The organism is Amycolatopsis aidingensis (assembly GCF_018885265.1).
In the GTDB taxonomy this organism is placed as follows: Bacteria; Actinomycetota; Actinomycetes; order Mycobacteriales; family Pseudonocardiaceae; genus Amycolatopsis; species Amycolatopsis aidingensis.
Genome location: NZ_CP076538.1, coordinates 2738810 through 2754037, shown reverse-complemented (window position 1 = coordinate 2754037; position 15228 = coordinate 2738810). Strand labels below are relative to the sequence as shown.

The following is a 15228-nucleotide window of genomic DNA, read 5'->3' as shown; positions in this document are numbered from 1 at the left end:
GCGACCGCACCGACCGTGGTGAACCGATCACTCACTCGCGGTGACCAGCGAGACGGGGTTGGCCCGGGTCGCCGACACCGTGGTCCACAGGCTGGTCACGCCGACCACCGCGAACGCACCCAGCACCACGGCGCCGACCAGTGGCCACGGCACGGCGAACACCGCGACACCGGTGATCCGCTCCAGCGCGGCGGTGATCCCGAACAGCGTGGCCGCCGCGGCCAGCCCGCCGAGCAGGAGCCCGATCGCGGTCACCGTCCAGGACTCCAGCAGCGCCATCCGCACCACCTGGCCCCGGCGCAGGCCACTTACCCGCGCGACGGCGAACTCCGGCCTGCGCTCGGCCGCCGCGATCACCACCGAGTTGATCACCGCGACCAGCGCGTACAGCCCGCCAAGCCCCATCACCACGGTCATCACCCCGGCCTGGGTGTCCTGCTGCTCCTCGGTACTGCGGGCGATCCACTCCGGCACGGTGCGGACCGTGCCCAGCCCGGCCGCCTCGATCTCGGCCGCGACCGCCCCGGCCGCGGCGCCCGGCGCCAGCCGCAGGATGGTCTGCGCGGGCGCGTCCGCCAGCAGCGCGGGCGGCACCACCTCGGGCGGAACCAGCAACTCGGGGCCGCCGCCCATCGACTCGGGCAGGATGGCGACCACCCGCAGTCGCCGCTCCTGCTCGCCGAACCGGACGGTGACGGTCTCCCCGAGCCCGGCGGCGCTCATCGGCCGGATCGCCACGGTCGAACCATGCAGGTCCGCCAGCGAGCCACCGGCCATCCCGCGCAGATGGGTGCGCTGATAGGCCGCCGGGTGCACGGCCGCGCCCCGCAGGTTCTCGGTGTCCGTCTCGACGTCCCCCTCGTCCCTGGTGCTGGTGATCACCGCCGCGGGTACCTGCAGCTCCGTGGCTGCCAACTCGACCCCTGGCACCCGGCTCAGCCGCGACTGCCCCGGCCCGGTGGACTCCACCACGAGGTCGCCCGCGGTGTGCTGGCGCTGCGCGCGCTCGGTGGCCTCGGTGATCGAGCTCATCGTGCCGAGCTGCCCGATCAGCAGGCCGACCAGCACGATCAGCGGAGCGGCGGTGGCGGCGCTGCGCCGCACGCCGTCGCGCAGGTTCGCCTGGGCCAGCCCACCCAGCACGCTGCCGCGCAGCAGCACGCCGACCAGCGCGCCCATCGCGGGCACCACCAGCGGGCTCAGCGCGGCCAGCCCTACCGAGGCCGCCAGCGCGGCGTTGATGGACAACGGGATGGCCCCCTCCGGCCCGGCGAACCGCGCGACGATCGCCATCGCCAGCGCGCCGGCGAGGAACAGCAGGCCGAAGAACCACCGCGGCCAGGTCATCACCCGCGCCGCCGCCCCGGTCTTGCGCAGGGCCTCCAGCGGGCGCACCCGCGCCGCCCTGCCGGAGGCCACCAGCACCCCCGCCAGGGCCACCCCGACCCCGACACCACCGGACACCCCCAGGATCCAGTCCTGCCAGTGCGCGGTGAACCCGGCCGGGACGAATCCGAGCTCGGCCAGCAACCAGGACTGCACCCGCATCACCAGCAGCCCGAGCGGAATGCCCAGCCCGGTCCCGATCACGCCGAGCAGCAGCGCCTCGGAAAGCAGCAGCCTGCGCACCTGCCCGCGTCCACCGCCGACCAGCCGGAACAGCGCGAGATCGCGCCTGCGCTGGGCCACCGTGAAGGCGAAGGTGGAGCTGACGATGAACACCGCGAGGAAGGTGCACAGGCCCAGGGTCACGCCGAGCATCGCGAGCGCGGCCGCGTTGCCGTTCTCCAGCTGCGCGCGGGCCAGCGGCGGCAGGCCGGGCGGCGGTTCGGCGGTCGCCACCGAGATCAGCACCAGCAGGGAGGACTGCACCAGCGCCACGCCCATGCAGACGGTGATGATCGCGCCGATGAACAGCTGCCAGCGCTCGCGGAAGGTGTTCACCGACAGCCGCAACATCGGCTCACCCCTCCAGCCTGGCGAGGCGGTCGGCGACCTGCCGGGCGGTTGGCCGGGCGAGCTGGTCCACGATCCGCCCGTCGGAAAGGAACAGCACCGAGTCCGCGCTCGCCGCGGCGGCCGGATCGTGCGTGACCATCACGATGGTCTGCCCCGAGGAGTCCACCATGGCGCGCAGCAGCCCGAGCACGGTGCGCGCGGCGGCCGAGTCCAGTGCGCCGGTCGGCTCGTCGGCGAACAGCACCGCAGGGCCGGTCACCATGGCCCTGGCGATCGCCACCCGTTGCTGCTGCCCGCCGGAGAGCTCGCGCGGGCGGTGCCGCATCCGCTGGTCCAGCCCGACACTCGCCAGCGTCTCCCGCACGTGCTTGGTGCTGACCCGGTGGCCGGCGAGCCGCAGCGGCAGGGCCACGTTCTGCTCCGCGGTGAGCGAGCCGATCAGGTTGAAGCTCTGAAACACGAACCCGATCTCGCGCCTGCGCAGCGCGGTGAGCTCGGCGTCGGATGCCGAGGTGATGTCCGACCCGGCGAGCAGCACCTGCCCGCCGGTCACCCGCTCCAGCCCGGCCGCGCAGTGCAGCAGGGTCGACTTACCGGATCCGGACGGCCCCATCACCGCCGTCCATGAGCCGGCCGGGAAGGCCACACTGACCTGATCGAGTGCGCGCACCCCGGCCTGGCCGGTGCCGTACTCCCTGCTCACACCGCGCAGCTCGGCCGCGATCCGCTCGCCCTGCCGTGCCTGCTGCCGCGCCGTATCCGTCGCTGCCGTCATGCCTCGATCTCACCGGGAAAACGGCTGCGGGTCAGCCATGGCCACCCCCGGGTTCATGGTGGGGCTGCCCCCACCCGGCCGCGCCCGGCTGGCGGATGTCAACCAGCGGAGTACGCCGGATTGTCCGCGCCGGGCGGACGCGCCGAGGCCGCGAACCGGAGACCCTGAGGTCCACACGGGACACGCAAGGGAAGGCTCATCCGGATGGTGCAGAGAATCGTGCTGGGGTTGTGGGTGCTCGCACTCGCGATCGCGGTGCCGATCGGGCTGAACATCGGCTCGGTGCAGAGCGACAAGCCGACCGACCGGCTACCCGCGGACGCGGAGTCCACCCGCGTGGCCGAGCTGATGGCGACGGTTCCCGGCGGCGAGGGTGATCAGGCCTTCGTCGTCTACCACCGCGCGGCCGGCATCACCGATCGGGACCGGGAGCTGGCCGCGCGGCAGCGGCACACGCTGCCCGCCGAGTACGAAAGCGGCGGGCCACCGGTGGTCTCCGCGGACGGCACGACCTTGATGTACGGCGTCAGCAACCAGAACCCCGCCGAGGACGAGCAGGTCACCGGCGAGTTCGTGGACGCGCTGCGGCAGCAGGTCGCCGGGGCGCCGGAGGGCCTGACCGTCGAGGTCACCGGCCCGGCCGCGATCGGCGCCGATGTGGACGCGGTCTTCGAGGGGATCGACGAGACCCTGATGCTGGTGACCACCGTCGTGGTGGCACTGCTGCTCATCGTCACCTACCGCAGCCCGTTCCTCTGGCTGCTGCCACTGCTGGCGGTGGGCGCATCGGCCCTGGCTTCCATGGCTGCGGTGTACGGGCTGGCCCGTGCCACCGGCATGACCATCTCCACGCAAAGCTTCTCGATCATGATCGTGCTGGTCTTCGGCGCGGGCACCGACTACGCCATGCTGCTGGTCGCGCGCTACCGCGAGCAGCTGCCCCGGCATGCGGCGGCCACCGCGGCGATGCGTACGGCACTGCGCGGGGTCGGTCCGGCGATCCTCGCGGCGGGCGGCACCGTCGTGCTCGGCCTGCTGTGCCTGCTCGCGGCGCGGATGAACGACATCTCCGGTCTCGGCCTGGTCGGCGCCATCGGCATCGGCTGCACCCTGCTCGCCATGCTCACCCTGCTACCGGCCCTGTTGCTGGTCGCGGGCCGGAAGGTCTTCTGGCCACGGGTACCGCGGTTCGGCGCCCTGCCTGCCTCGGGTGGCCGGGTCTGGGGCCGGGCCGCCAGGGTGCTGCTGACCCGCCCGGCACGCTCGGCGGTGGGCAGCGCACTCGCACTTGGCGCGCTGGCACTCGGCGTGCTCACCATGGGTGGTGAGCTCGGCGAGACCGACCAGTTCACCAGCACGCCGGAGTCGGTCCGCGGTTACGCCACCCTCGGCGCCGCCTTTCCGCAGCAGGGTGGGCGGCCGCTCACCGTGGCCGCCCCGACCGGGCAGGCGGACCGGGTCGCGACGGTCGCCGGATCGGTGCCGGGGGTCTCGGCGGTGCGGCCGGACCGCTCCGGTCCGGAATGGACACTGCTCGAGGTGCAGCCGGCCGCGGCGCCGGACACCCCGGCCGAGGAGGAAACCGTCCGCGAACTGCGCGCGGCACTGGACGCCGAGGGCCACCCCGGGCTCGTCGGCGGGCCGGGCGCGGAGCGGATCGACACCGCCGACGCCGCCGCGCGGGACAACTGGGTGGTGCTGCCGCTGGCGCTGGCCGTGGTGCTACTCGTACTGGTCGGGCTGCTGCGCGCGGTGCTGGCACCGCTGATGATCGTGGGCACCGTGCTGCTGTGCTTCGCCGCCGCGCTCGGCCTCGGCGCGCTCGCCTTCGACCTGCTGTTCGGCTTCGCCGGGACCGCAGCCACCCTGCCCGCACTCGGGTTCGTGTTCGGGATCGCCCTCGGCATCGACTACTCGATCTTCCTGGTGTCCAGGGTCCGGGACGACCTGCCGCGGCTGGGCACCGCGGCGGCCGCGGGCCGGGCGGTGGCGGTCACCGGCCCGGTCATCGCCTCCGCGGGGGTCGTGCTCGCCGCCACCTTCGCGGTACTGATGACCATGCCCTTCGTGTCCATCTTCGAGATCGGGTTCGTGGTCGCAGCCGGGGTGCTGCTGCAGACGCTGGTGGTGCAACCGGCCCTGGTGGCCCCGCTGCTGGTGCTCGGCCGTCGCCGGATGTGGTGGCCGGGCGGCCGCGAGCCCGCCGAACCGCTGCCCGAGACCCGCCTGCCGGAGAAGATGTCCTCGTGACGACATCCAGCACCGGCCTGCGCCCGTTCGGCGTCACCCGCTCCGATCTGGCGCTGACCGGTGCCCTGCTGGCGCTCACGCTGCTGGCCGGTGCGCTCACCCCGTTCGACTGGTTCGGCTCCCGGCCGCTGGACCCGCTCGGCGTCATCCTGCTGGTGCTCATCGTGCTGCCGGTGCTGGTGCGCCGCCGGTTCCCGCTGCCGGCCCTGGCCGCGAGCCTGGTGGCGCACAGCGGTTATCACCCGCTGGACTACCCGCACGAGGTCACCCTGCCCAGCCTGATGGTGCTGATCTACACGGTGTCGGTGACCGGCTCCCGGCACCGGCTGTGGATCGCGCCGGTGCTGACCGTGCTGCTGGTCACCCTCGCGGCGTTCCAGGACGACCCGCCCGGTGTCTATGTGACGGTCCCGCTCGGCTGGCTGCTACTGGCCGCCGTGCTCGGCGAGGCCATCCGGCTGCACCGCGCCTACCTCGGCTCGATCACCGAACGGGCCGAGCGCGCCGAGCACACCCGGGAGGAGGAGGCCGCGCGCAGGGTAGCCGAGGAGCGTCTGCGGATCGCCCGCGATCTGCACGACGCGCTGGCACACCGGATCGTGGTGATCAACGCCCATGCCGGGGTGGCCGTCCACCTGCTGGCCGAGCACGAGGACGATCCGGTGGCGGGGGAGATCGCCGAGCCCCTGCGCACCGTGGCCGCCGCCAGCAGCGGGGCGCTGGCAGAGCTGCGGACCACATTGGACGTCCTGCGGGGGACCGAGGACGGCACCGAACGGCAGCCGACACCCGGCCTCGACCAGCTACCCGCGCTGGCCGAGGACACCGGCGCCGCCGGGGTTGCGGTGACCATGCGGGTGGAGGGCGAGCCGCGGCCGCTGGGGCAGGGTGTGGAGATCACCCTGTACCGGATCGCCCAGGAGGCGCTCACCAATGTGGTCAAGCACTCCGGGGCGAGCGCGGCGACCCTGCTGTTGTGCTACCGCCCCGGCGAGATGCGGCTGGAGGTGCGGGACAACGGGGCCGGGGCGTCCGGGGACGGCGCGGGCGGCGGGTACGGCATCATCGGGATGACCGAGCGGGCGGCCGCCCTCGGCGGCACCCTTGCCGCGGGCCCCGGCCCACGCGGGTTCACCGTCGAGGCTGTCCTGCCCGCGCCGAGCGCGGAGGACGACCGATGACGATCCGGGTGCTGCTCGCCGACGACCAGGCGCTGGTGCGCAGCGCCTTCGCCCTGCTCATCCGCTCGGCACCGGATATGACGGTGGTCGGCGAGGCGGAGGAGGGTGAGCGGGCGCACGAGCTGGTCCGCACCACGCAGCCGGACGTGGTGGTGATGGACATCCGGATGCCCGGGGTGGACGGGATCGAGGCCACCGGCCGGATCGCCGGGGACGAGGACCTCGCCGGGGTGCGGGTGCTGATCCTGACCACCTTCGAGAGCGACGAGAACGTGCTGGCCGCGCTGCGTGCCGGGGCCAGCGGGTTCCTGGTCAAGGACACCCAGCCCGCCGACCTGCTGGCCGCCATCCGCACCATCGCCGCGGGCGATGCCCTGCTGTCCCCCGGCGCCACCCGCTCCCTGATCACCAGGGTCCTGCGCACCCCCGACCCGGCGGTGGCCTCCGCCGCCACCCTGGACGGGCTGACCAGCCGGGAACGCGAGGTGCTCACCATGATCGGCCGCGGGTTGAACAACGCCGAACTCGCCGAAACCCTGGTGATCAGCCCGTTGACCGCGAAAACCTACGTCAGCAGGCTGCTCACCAAACTGGACGCCCGGGACCGGGCCCAGTTGGTGATCGCCGCCTACGAATCCGGCCTCGTCCAGCCCAGTTGACCGTTAGCCAACGGCCAACGCGCGGATGTGAACGGCCAACGCGTGGATGTAGGCGGCAAACGCGTGCGCGCAGATGGCAAACACGCGCACCCATCGTGTTTGCCGTTCCCGCGCACGTGTTTGCCGTTCCCGCGCACGCTTTGGCTGTCCACGCGCACGCGTTGGCCGTCGGCGCGCGGTCAGGAACCCGGGGCGGCCTCCGCCTCGCGGAGTTGCTGCAGCAGGCCCATGGCGTCCTGGTCGGCGAGGGCCTCGACGATCCGGCCACCGGCAATGCGGTAGATCCGGATCGCGGTGAGGGTCACCGGGCGGTGGGTGGGTTCCGCGCCGAGGAACTCGCCGCGGTGGGTGCCGTGCAACCGCAGGCGGGCCACCACCCGGTCCTCACCGGCGACCAGTTCCTCGATCTCCACCCACAGGTCCGGGAAGGCTTCGGTGAGCACCTGGTGCAGGGCCAGCGCGTCGGCGCGGGTGTCCTCAGCCCACAGCTGGGGCAGCAACTCCACCTTCCCGGCGTTCCACACCCGCTCGATCAGGCGGATCACCAGATCCTTGTTCGCGCGCTCGGACACGGCTCAGCCGACCAGCCTGCGCACCACGCCGTCGGCGAGCAACCGGCCCCGTCCGGTCAGCACCGCACGACCCCGATCCGCCAGCGCGGACCGCTCCAGCAACCCCTCGGCGACCGCGTCCTGGACCGACCGCCGCCCGGCCTCGTCCAGGGCCTCCAGCGGCAGCCCCTCGGCCAGCCGCAGCTCCAGCATCACCCGCTCCAGGTAGCGGTCCTGCGCGGTCAGCACCTCCTGCCCGGCCACCGGCAGCTCCCCGGACTCCAGCCGCGCGGCGTACCGGGCCGGGTGCTTGGCGTTCCACCAGCGCACCCCGCCGATGTGGCCATGCGCACCGGGGCCCGCGCCCCACCAGTCCCCGCCGAGCCAGTAGCCGAGGTTGTGCCGGCACCGGGCGCGCGCCGATGCCGCCCAGTTGGACACCTCGTACCAGTGCAGCCCCGCGCCGGCCAGCGCGGCGTCGAGCAGTTCATAGCGCCGCGCCAGCACGTCGTCGTCCGGCGCGGGCAGCTCGCCCCTGCGCACCCGCCGGGCCAGCGCGGTGCCATCCTCCACGATCAGCGCGTACGCCGAGACGTGGTCCACCCCGGCGGCCAGCACGGCCTCCAGCGAGGAGCGCAGGTCCTCCTCCCGCTCCCCCGGCGTTCCGTAGATCAGGTCGAGGTTGACGTGCTCGAACCCGGCCGCCCGCGCCTCCCTGGCCGCGGCGACCGGACGGCCGGGGGTGTGCACCCGGTCCAGCACCCGCAGCACGTGCGGCGCCGCCGACTGCATCCCCAGCGAGACCCGGGTGTACCCGGCCCGCAGCAGACCGGCGAAGAACTCCGGCGAGGTGGACTCCGGATTCGACTCGGTGGTCACCTCGGCGTCGCCGGCCAGCCCGAAGCTGCCGCGCACCGCGTCCAGCACCGCGGCGAGGCCGTCCGCGCCGAGCAGCGAGGGGGTGCCGCCGCCGACGAACACGGTGTCCGCGCGGGGTGGGGTGCCCAGCAGCCCGGCCGCCAGGTCGAGCTCGCGGCGCAGTGCCTCCAGCCAGGAACCCGGCGAGGACGAGGACCCGAGCTCACCCGCGGTGTAGGTGTTGAAGTCACAGTAACCACAGCGGGTCGCGCAGAACGGGACGTGCACGTACACCCCGAACGGCCGCGTGCCCACCCCCTCGAGCGCATCCTCCTGCAACACCCCTCCAGTGTCTCACCGCAGGTCAGCGCCCGGCGTGCCGGGCAGGCCCGCCGCGGCCAGCAGCTCGGCGAGCGCGGCCAGTTCGGCCTGCCCGGTGAGCGCGCCGGCCAGCAGCGGCACCCGCACCTGGCGGTAACCCTCCAGCTGCCCCAGCACCTCCTCCTGCTGCCGCCTGCGCCGGGCCAGCAGCCCGGCCTCACCCTCCGGCAGCACCCGGTTCACGATCATCGGACCGAGCCGGACGCCGGACTCGGTGAGCGTCCCGGCCGTGCGCAGGGTCTCCGCCAGCGGCAGCCGCTCGGGCACCAGGACCAGGTGCACGAGCGCGTCGGTGCGCAGCCGCTGCGCCATCCGCTCCATCCGGGCCCTGCGCTCCTGCAGCCGGTCCAGCAGCGGGTCGGCCTCCGCCGCCGAGCCGAGGGCGCCCGTGGCCATCCGGTCCACATCCCTGGCGGAGCGGCGCTGCTGCGCCAGCCCCTCGATCCACGGGGTGAGCAGGGCGGGCAGGGTGAGCAGCCGGAGCATATGCCCGGTGGGTGCGCTGTCCACAACGAGCAGTTCCCATTCGGCGGACTCGGTCAGCTCGATCAGCCGGTCCAGCAGAGCCGACTCCACCGTGCCAGGGCTGCCGACCGCGCGCCGCAGATGGGTGCGCACCGCGGGCAGCACCTCACGGGGCAGCGTCCGCTCGGCGTCCCTGGTGATCTCCTCGAGCCGCTTGCCTGCCTGCGCCTCCCCGCTGACCTCGGCGGCCCACAGCCGGTCCGCCACCTGCCTCGGCCGCTCGCCGAGCGGGGTGGCCAGCGCGTCACCGAGGGAGTGCGCGGGGTCGGTGGACACGACCAGCGTGCGCGTTCCCTCGCCCGCGGCCAGCAGGCCGAAGGCGGCCGCGAGCGTGGTCTTGCCCACCCCGCCCTTGCCGCCGAAGAACCGCAGCGCGGAACTCAACAGCACACCCCGGGGTCACCGAAGCTCTCCCGGCCCATCCGCCGGTGCCATTCGTGCAGGTCGGCCACCAGGTACGGGATCAGCTCCAGGGTCTCGTAGGCCACCGGGTTCTCCACCCCGAGCGAATCCAGCAGCACCAATGCGCGCAGGGTGTCCTCGCGCTGCCGGGCCTCCCGGCGCAGCCCCTGCCGCCAGCGGGCCACGAACACCTGCTCGTGGCCGGCCTCGATCCGGCGCCAGAGGGCGGCCAGCCGGGAAAGGCGGCTCATGCGCCCGATTCCGGCTCCCGCTCGGGTGCGGCCGTCCAGGCTTTGCGCAGCGCGATCGCCGCCTCCACGATCAGCCAGATCGCCAGCAGGAAGATGATCGCGTCCAGCGGGGCCAGCACCCACTGCCCGGCGTCCACGAACTTCTGCAGGTTGATCACCAGCGCCCAGCTGGTCATCGCCAGCAGGAACACCAGCGGCACCAGCACCGCGATCGGGTTGCGGCGGTTCTTGGTCACCCACACCGCGACCACGGCCAGCGCGAGTCCCGCGGTGAGCTGGTTGGTGGTGCCGAACAGCTGCCACAGCACGCCGAAGGTGTACCCGGCGTCGCCGCCGCCCGGCAGCAGTGCCATCACCAGCGGGATGAGCACGGCGATCGCGGTGGCGCCGGTGATGTTGCGGGACAGCTTGCGGGCACCGGAGATCTCGGCGATCTCCTGGACGATGTAGCGCTGCAACCGCACGCCGGTGTCCATTGTGGTCGCGGCGAAGCTGATCACCACGATCGCCCCGAAGATCAGCGCGACCGTGCTCGGGATGCCGAGGTTGCCCGCGAAGGCGGCCACGCCCTCGACGAACCGCCCGGCCGGCCCGTCCGAGGCGCTGCTGAAGTCGGCGTAGAGCGCGTGCCATTCCGCGGTGCTGGCCACCACGCCCGCGGTGCAGGCCAGGATCGCGCCAAGGGCCAGCGAGCCCTCCCCGATCGCGCCGAGGTAGCCGACATGCCGCGCGTCGGTCTCCTTGTCCAGCTGCTTCGATGTCGTTCCCGAGGCCACCAGGCTGTGGAACCCGGAGATGGCCCCGCAGGCGATGGTGATGAACAGGAACGGGAACCAGCTCGGCGAGCCCTCCGGGGTGTCGTTGATCAGCGGCGCGACGATGCGGTCCATTCCGACCACGACGCCGAGCCCGATCACGCCGAGTGCCACGAACAGCTGGTGCGAGTTGATGTAGTCCCGTGGCTGCAGCAGCACCCACACCGGGACGCGCGAGGCGACGAAAGTGTAGGCGAACAGCAGGATGACCCAGATGTTGCGCTCGGTGAACAACCCGTCCTCGGCGGCGAACCCGGCCAGCGAGATGGGCAGCAGCTGGCCCAGGAAGATCGAGAGGTACAGCACGATCACGCCGATGATCGAGGGCACCAGCGCGGCGGTGCGGGTGCGGTACACGTACTGCCCGATCCCGATGGCCAGCGGGATCTCCAGCAGGATCGGCAGCACCGCCTCGGGGGTGCCGATGAACAGGTTGGCGATGACCACCGCGAACACGGCGTTGACCAGGGTGAGCAGGAAGAAGATGATCAGCAGGAAGAGCACCCTGGCGCGCCGGTTGATGACCTCCCTGGCCAGGGTGCCGATGCTCTTAGCGCGGTGCCGCACGGAGACCGCCAGCGCGCCGAAGTCGTGCACCCCCGCGGCGAAGATGGTGCCGAGCACCACCCAGGCCAGCGCCGGGCCCCAGCCCCAGAACACAGCGATCGCCGGGCCCACGATCGGCGCGGCACCGGCGACCGAGGTGAAGTGGTGCCCGAAGAGGACGTGCTTGTTGGTGGGCACGAAGTCGACCCCGTCGCGCATACTGTGCGCGGGCGTGACGAAGGCCGGGTCCAGCGCGTAGACCTTCTTCGCGAGGTACGCGGAGTAGTAGCGATATCCGAGGAAGAAGAGCACGGCTACGACCAGGGCGACCACTACTGCAGGCATCTCGCACACTCCACGGGCACCGTTGCTGGAGGGTGGGGACGGTAACAAGATCTGGATCGTGAGAGAAGTACCGGCGCATGAATGAGCTCGTTCGGTTATGGCGGCGCGCGGTGACCGCCGAGGTGTGCTGGCGGGAGCCGGACGGCAGCCCGGCCGCGCTGACCGCCACGCCGCTGCTGGCCGGGGAGAGCCCCTGCGTGGCGCTGCCCTACGCGCGCGCCGCCGAGGTCGCCGGGCTGAGCCAGGGCAGCAGGGTGACGTTCGCCGTGACCGACTCACGCTCGCTGCCGGAGGGCGCGCCAGGGATGCTGGCGACCGGCAGGCTGGCCCGGCGTGAGGACACCAGCGGCGAGCTGTTCACCGTCGAACTGCTCCGGCAGGAGCTGGCCAAGTACCCGCCGTCCCGGACCCTGGCCGACAGCCCCCTGCTGTGCCGGGAGAACTGGTGGTGGCTGCCCCGGATCGTGCTCAGCCTGGAGCGGGTCGACCGGGTGCGGGAGCTGCCAGCGCGCACCAACCCTGCCCGGCAGGCGCTGGTGGTGCGTGGCGGCGACGGCCTGGCGGTGCAGGTGGCCGAGCCGTTCGGGCCCGCGGGCTGGTCCGGCGAGCGGGTCCGGCTGGCGCCGTGGCCGGAGTGGCCTGTCCAGGCCCCCGCGCTCGCCTTCGGCTACGACTACACGATTCCGGATCTCGAACGTTGGGAGCCCTGGTCCCGGCGCGGGGTGCTGGCCCATGATGCCCTCGTGGTCACCCACCGCGAGGGCGAGCCGGAGCAGGTCCTGACCCCGCTGCCGCTGCTGCGCCGCATCCAACGGCAGCGCACCCTGGCCAGGGCTTGCCGCAGGGCCATCGCCGCCGCCGAGCGGCCCGGCGGAGGGGCGTGATGCTGCTCCCACCATGTGGATGGCTCTCGACCAGCATATGGGCGCGTGGCACCCTGGACGGGTGACTTCTGCCGGTGTGCCGCTCGTCGTTCGACGCCATGTCGACCTGCGACGCGTTGCCAGCGCACTGTGCCCCGCGATGAGCTGACCACCCGCCGCCCCCTTCCCAAGCACGGACCAGCAGGCGCGGGTGCGCCGCGAATCGCTCCCACCACGCACACCAGGGCGTTCACGGTGCGCCACGGCGCCGTCGACAAGCCCGGAGGACAAGAATGGCCTCGCCGACGCGCGACACCCCGAACACCGGTCGCACCGCGCGGCCCAAGCAACGCCGCGGGGAAGGCCAGTGGGCACTGGGTTACCGCGAGCCGCTGAACCCGAACGAGCGCTCCAAGAAGGACGACCACCCGCTGAACGTGCGGGACCGGATCGAGAACATCTACGCACACCGGGGTTTCGACTCGATCGACCCCGGTGACCTGCGCGGCCGCTTCCGCTGGTACGGCCTCTACACCCAGCGCAAGCCGGGGATCGACGGCGGCCGCACCGCCACCCTCGAACCGGAGGAACTGGACGACGAGTACTTCATGCTGCGGGTGCGCATCGACGGCGGCGCGCTGAGCACCGCGCAGCTCGCCCTGCTCGGCGAGATCTCGCAGACCTACGCCAGGGACACCGCGGACATCACCGACCGGCAGAACATCCAGTACCACTGGATCCAGATCGAGGACATGCCGACGATCTGGCAGAAGCTCGAGGACGCCGGGATGACCACCATGGAGGCCTGCGGGGACAGCCCGCGGGTGATCCTCGGCTCACCGGTGGCGGGCATCGCCGCCGAGGAGGTCATCGACGGCACTCCGGCGATCGAGGAGATCAAGCGCCGCTACGTCGGCGATCCGGCCTTCGCCAACCTGCCACGCAAGTTCAAGAGCGCCATTTCCGGCCTGCCCGATGTCGCGCACGAGGTGCACGACATCGCCTTCGTCGGGGCCGAGCACCCCGAGCACGGCCCCGGCTTCGACCTGTGGGTCGGCGGCGGCCTTTCCACCAACCCGATGATCGGGCAACGGCTGGGCACCTGGGTTCCACTGGACGAGGTGCCCGAGGTGTGGGCCGGTGTGGTCAGCATCTTCCGCGACTACGGCTACCGGCGGCTGCGGCACCGCGCCCGGATCAAGTTCCTGGTGAAGGACTGGGGCGCGGCGAAGTTCCGCGAGGTGCTGGAGAACGAGTACCTGAAGCGCCCGCTGCTCGACGGCCCGGCGCCGGAGGTGCCCGAGGTGCCGATCGACCACGTCGGCACGCATCGCCAGCACGACGGCAACTACTACGTCGGCGCCGCGCCGGTAGCCGGGCGGGTGTCCGGCTCGACCCTGCTGGCCGTTGCCAAGGCGGCGGAGCGGGCCGGATCCGCGCGGGTGCGGCTCACCCCGCAGCAGAAGCTGGTGGTACTGGACGTCCCGGAGTCCGAACTGGACGGTCTGCGCACGGAGCTCGGCGAGCTGGGGTTGCAGACGGAGCCTTCACCCTGGCGGCGCGGGGTGATGGCCTGCACCGGTATCGAGTTCTGCAAGCTGGCGATCGTGGAGACCAAGGCGCGGGCGCAGCAGCTGGTCTCCGACCTCGAGCGCAGGCTGGCCGATATCCAGTCCGATGTGGACAAGCCGGTCAGCGTGCACCTGAACGGCTGCCCGAACTCCTGCGCCCGGATCCAGACCGCGGACATCGGGCTGAAGGGCCAGATCGTCACCGACGCCGAAGGCAACCAGGTCGAGGGTTTCCAGGTACATCTCGGCGGCGGCCTCGGGCTGGACGCGGGTTTCGGCCGCAAGCTTCGCGGCCACAAGGTCACCAGCGCCGAGCTGACCGGCTACGTGGAGCGGGTCGTGCGCAACTTCGTGGCCAAGCGCGCCGAAGGCGAGCGGTTCGCGCAGTGGGCCGCGCGCGCCGACGAGGGTGATCTGCAGTGAGTGAGCGTGCTGTTCCTTTCTACTGCCCGTATTGCGGCGATGAGGACCTGCGACCGGAATCCGAAGGCGGCTGGCTTTGTTCAGCCTGTAGGCGGGTTTTCTCGGTGAAACTCATCGGCCTGCAGCTTCCGGAGGTGACTGGATGACCACGGCTACATCGAACGAGGAACTCAAAGCGCTGGCGGAAAAGGCATCCGAGGAACTCGCCGAGGCGAGTGCCACGGAGGCACTGGAGTGGGCGGTACGGCACTTCGGCGATGACCTGATCGTCGCCTCCAATATGCAGGACGCCGTGCTGATCGACCTGGCGACCCAAGTGAAGTCCGATGTGGACATACTGTTTCTCGAGACCGGCTACCACTTCGCCGAGACGATCGGCACCAGGGACGCCGTGCAGACGGTGTACCCCGAGGTCCGGATCGTGAACGCCACCGCGGACCAGAGCGTGGCCGAGCAGGACGCCGAGTACGGCCCCCGGCTGCATGACCGCGATCCGAACCAGTGCTGCCACCTGCGCAAGGTGATCCCGCTGCGCCGCACGCTTTCGAACTACTCCTGCTGGGTCACCGGGGTGCGCAGGGTGGACGCGCCGACCAGGGCGAACACCCCGATCGTGACCTGGGACGAGCGCAACGGCCTTGTCAAGGTCAACCCCATCGCCGCGTGGAGCGACGAGGAGTTCAACGGCTACATCCGCGAGCACGGCATTCTGGAGAACCCGCTGGTCGCCGAGGGCTACCCTTCGATCGGCTGCGCCCCTTGCACCGCGAAGGTCGCGCCGGGTGCGGACCCGCGCAGCGGGCGCTGGGCAGGCAACACGAAGACCGAGTGCGGCCTGCATGCCTGAGCACCCGTCCCGAACCGGAACAGGCA

At 72.1% G+C, this 15228-nt stretch carries 15 protein-coding genes; 8 read left to right on the top strand and 7 right to left on the bottom strand.

The annotated features are described in order from the left end of the window. Positions 1-27 precede the first annotated feature (27 nt). Entirely contained in the window at positions 28-1959 is a 1932-nt protein-coding gene (locus tag KOI47_RS12925; protein ID WP_216216211.1) for an FtsX-like permease family protein, read from the bottom strand. Between the two features lie 4 nt (positions 1960-1963). Beyond that, entirely contained in the window at positions 1964-2734 is a 771-nt protein-coding gene (locus KOI47_RS12920) for an ABC transporter ATP-binding protein (protein ID WP_216216210.1), read from the bottom strand. Positions 2735-2938: 204 nt separating this feature from the next. On the opposite strand from KOI47_RS12920, the gene KOI47_RS12915 reads away from it, so the two are divergent. Genes KOI47_RS12915 through KOI47_RS12905 form a run of 3 tightly spaced genes read left to right on the top strand, consistent with a single transcriptional unit; the run spans position 2939 to position 6824 of the window. Next, complete coding sequence (locus tag KOI47_RS12915) at positions 2939-4984, top strand: MMPL family transporter (protein WP_216216209.1); 2046 nt, start codon at positions 2939-2941, stop codon at positions 4982-4984. Next, the gene (locus tag KOI47_RS12910) at positions 4981-6165 is read left to right on the top strand and encodes a histidine kinase (protein ID WP_216216208.1); all 1185 of its coding nucleotides are present in this window, start codon (positions 4981-4983) and stop codon (positions 6163-6165) included. Before KOI47_RS12915 ends, KOI47_RS12910 begins: the two co-directional genes overlap by 4 nt. Further along, positions 6162-6824, top strand: coding sequence for a response regulator (locus KOI47_RS12905; RefSeq protein ID WP_216216207.1), 663 nt, complete (start codon positions 6162-6164; stop codon positions 6822-6824). Before KOI47_RS12910 ends, KOI47_RS12905 begins: the two co-directional genes overlap by 4 nt. Positions 6825-7003: 179 nt before the next feature. Here the strand turns inward: KOI47_RS12905 and KOI47_RS12900 are convergent, their stop codons facing one another. From KOI47_RS12900 to KOI47_RS12880, 5 genes are read right to left on the bottom strand one after another with little or no spacing between them, the layout of a single operon-like run. Further along, positions 7004-7396 carry an ester cyclase gene (locus tag KOI47_RS12900; RefSeq protein ID WP_216216206.1) on the bottom strand — a complete coding sequence of 131 codons (393 nt, stop codon included), beginning with the start codon at positions 7394-7396 and terminating at the stop codon, positions 7004-7006. A gap of 3 nt (positions 7397-7399) precedes the next feature. Next, a complete protein-coding gene (gene hemW / locus KOI47_RS12895) occupies positions 7400-8575 on the bottom strand; it encodes a radical SAM family heme chaperone HemW (RefSeq protein ID WP_216216205.1) in 1176 nt (391 codons plus the stop codon). Between the two features lie 12 nt (positions 8576-8587). After that, positions 8588-9529 (bottom strand): ArsA family ATPase, encoded by a 942-nt coding sequence (locus KOI47_RS12890; protein ID WP_408629908.1) that lies wholly within the window; start codon positions 9527-9529, stop codon positions 8588-8590. Further along, positions 9520-9792: a cory-CC-star protein gene (locus tag KOI47_RS12885; RefSeq protein WP_216216204.1), complete on the bottom strand. Its 273-nt coding sequence runs from the start codon at positions 9790-9792 to the stop codon at positions 9520-9522. Before KOI47_RS12885 ends, KOI47_RS12890 begins: the two co-directional genes overlap by 10 nt. Then, positions 9789-11498 (bottom strand): carbon starvation CstA family protein, encoded by a 1710-nt coding sequence (locus KOI47_RS12880; protein ID WP_216216203.1) that lies wholly within the window; start codon positions 11496-11498, stop codon positions 9789-9791. Before KOI47_RS12880 ends, KOI47_RS12885 begins: the two co-directional genes overlap by 4 nt. A gap of 77 nt (positions 11499-11575) precedes the next feature. Here KOI47_RS12880 and KOI47_RS12875 point away from each other — a divergent pair, with 77 nt between their 5' ends. From KOI47_RS12875 to KOI47_RS12865, 5 genes are all read left to right on the top strand, one after another. Next, positions 11576-12382, top strand: coding sequence for a hypothetical protein (locus KOI47_RS12875; RefSeq protein ID WP_216216202.1), 807 nt, complete (start codon positions 11576-11578; stop codon positions 12380-12382). A 13-nt stretch (positions 12383-12395) separates the two neighbouring features. Then, positions 12396-12530 carry a putative leader peptide gene (locus tag KOI47_RS36375; protein WP_408629907.1) on the top strand — a complete coding sequence of 45 codons (135 nt, stop codon included), beginning with the start codon at positions 12396-12398 and terminating at the stop codon, positions 12528-12530. Between the two features lie 124 nt (positions 12531-12654). Continuing rightward, the gene (locus KOI47_RS12870) at positions 12655-14355 is read left to right on the top strand and encodes a nitrite/sulfite reductase (RefSeq protein WP_216216201.1); all 1701 of its coding nucleotides are present in this window, start codon (positions 12655-12657) and stop codon (positions 14353-14355) included. Beyond that, positions 14352-14501 carry an Insertion element protein gene (locus KOI47_RS35525; RefSeq protein WP_232376710.1) on the top strand — a complete coding sequence of 50 codons (150 nt, stop codon included), beginning with the start codon at positions 14352-14354 and terminating at the stop codon, positions 14499-14501. The genes KOI47_RS12870 and KOI47_RS35525 overlap by 4 nt, the downstream gene beginning before the upstream one ends. Further along, positions 14498-15202 carry a phosphoadenylyl-sulfate reductase gene (locus tag KOI47_RS12865; RefSeq protein ID WP_216216200.1) on the top strand — a complete coding sequence of 235 codons (705 nt, stop codon included), beginning with the start codon at positions 14498-14500 and terminating at the stop codon, positions 15200-15202. Before KOI47_RS35525 ends, KOI47_RS12865 begins: the two co-directional genes overlap by 4 nt. Positions 15203-15228 lie beyond the last annotated feature (26 nt).

What these genes read in the sequence shown, in the direction of transcription:
- KOI47_RS36375 (WP_408629907.1), top strand. Translation starts at nt 12,396, where the DNA reads ATGTGGATGGCTCTCGACCAGCATATGGGCGCGTGGCACCCTGGACGG.
- KOI47_RS12875 (WP_216216202.1), top strand. Translation starts at nt 11,576, where the DNA reads ATGAATGAGCTCGTTCGGTTATGGCGGCGCGCGGTGACCGCCGAGGTG.
- KOI47_RS12920 (WP_216216210.1), bottom strand. Translation starts at nt 2,734, where the DNA reads ATGACGGCAGCGACGGATACGGCGCGGCAGCAGGCACGGCAGGGCGAG.
- KOI47_RS12870 (WP_216216201.1), top strand. Translation starts at nt 12,655, where the DNA reads ATGGCCTCGCCGACGCGCGACACCCCGAACACCGGTCGCACCGCGCGG.
- KOI47_RS12905 (WP_216216207.1), top strand. Translation starts at nt 6,162, where the DNA reads ATGACGATCCGGGTGCTGCTCGCCGACGACCAGGCGCTGGTGCGCAGC.
- KOI47_RS12925 (WP_216216211.1), bottom strand. Translation starts at nt 1,959, where the DNA reads ATGTTGCGGCTGTCGGTGAACACCTTCCGCGAGCGCTGGCAGCTGTTC.
- KOI47_RS12885 (WP_216216204.1), bottom strand. Translation starts at nt 9,792, where the DNA reads ATGAGCCGCCTTTCCCGGCTGGCCGCCCTCTGGCGCCGGATCGAGGCC.
- KOI47_RS12880 (WP_216216203.1), bottom strand. Translation starts at nt 11,498, where the DNA reads ATGCCTGCAGTAGTGGTCGCCCTGGTCGTAGCCGTGCTCTTCTTCCTC.
- KOI47_RS12915 (WP_216216209.1), top strand. Translation starts at nt 2,939, where the DNA reads ATGGTGCAGAGAATCGTGCTGGGGTTGTGGGTGCTCGCACTCGCGATC.
- KOI47_RS12865 (WP_216216200.1), top strand. Translation starts at nt 14,498, where the DNA reads ATGACCACGGCTACATCGAACGAGGAACTCAAAGCGCTGGCGGAAAAG.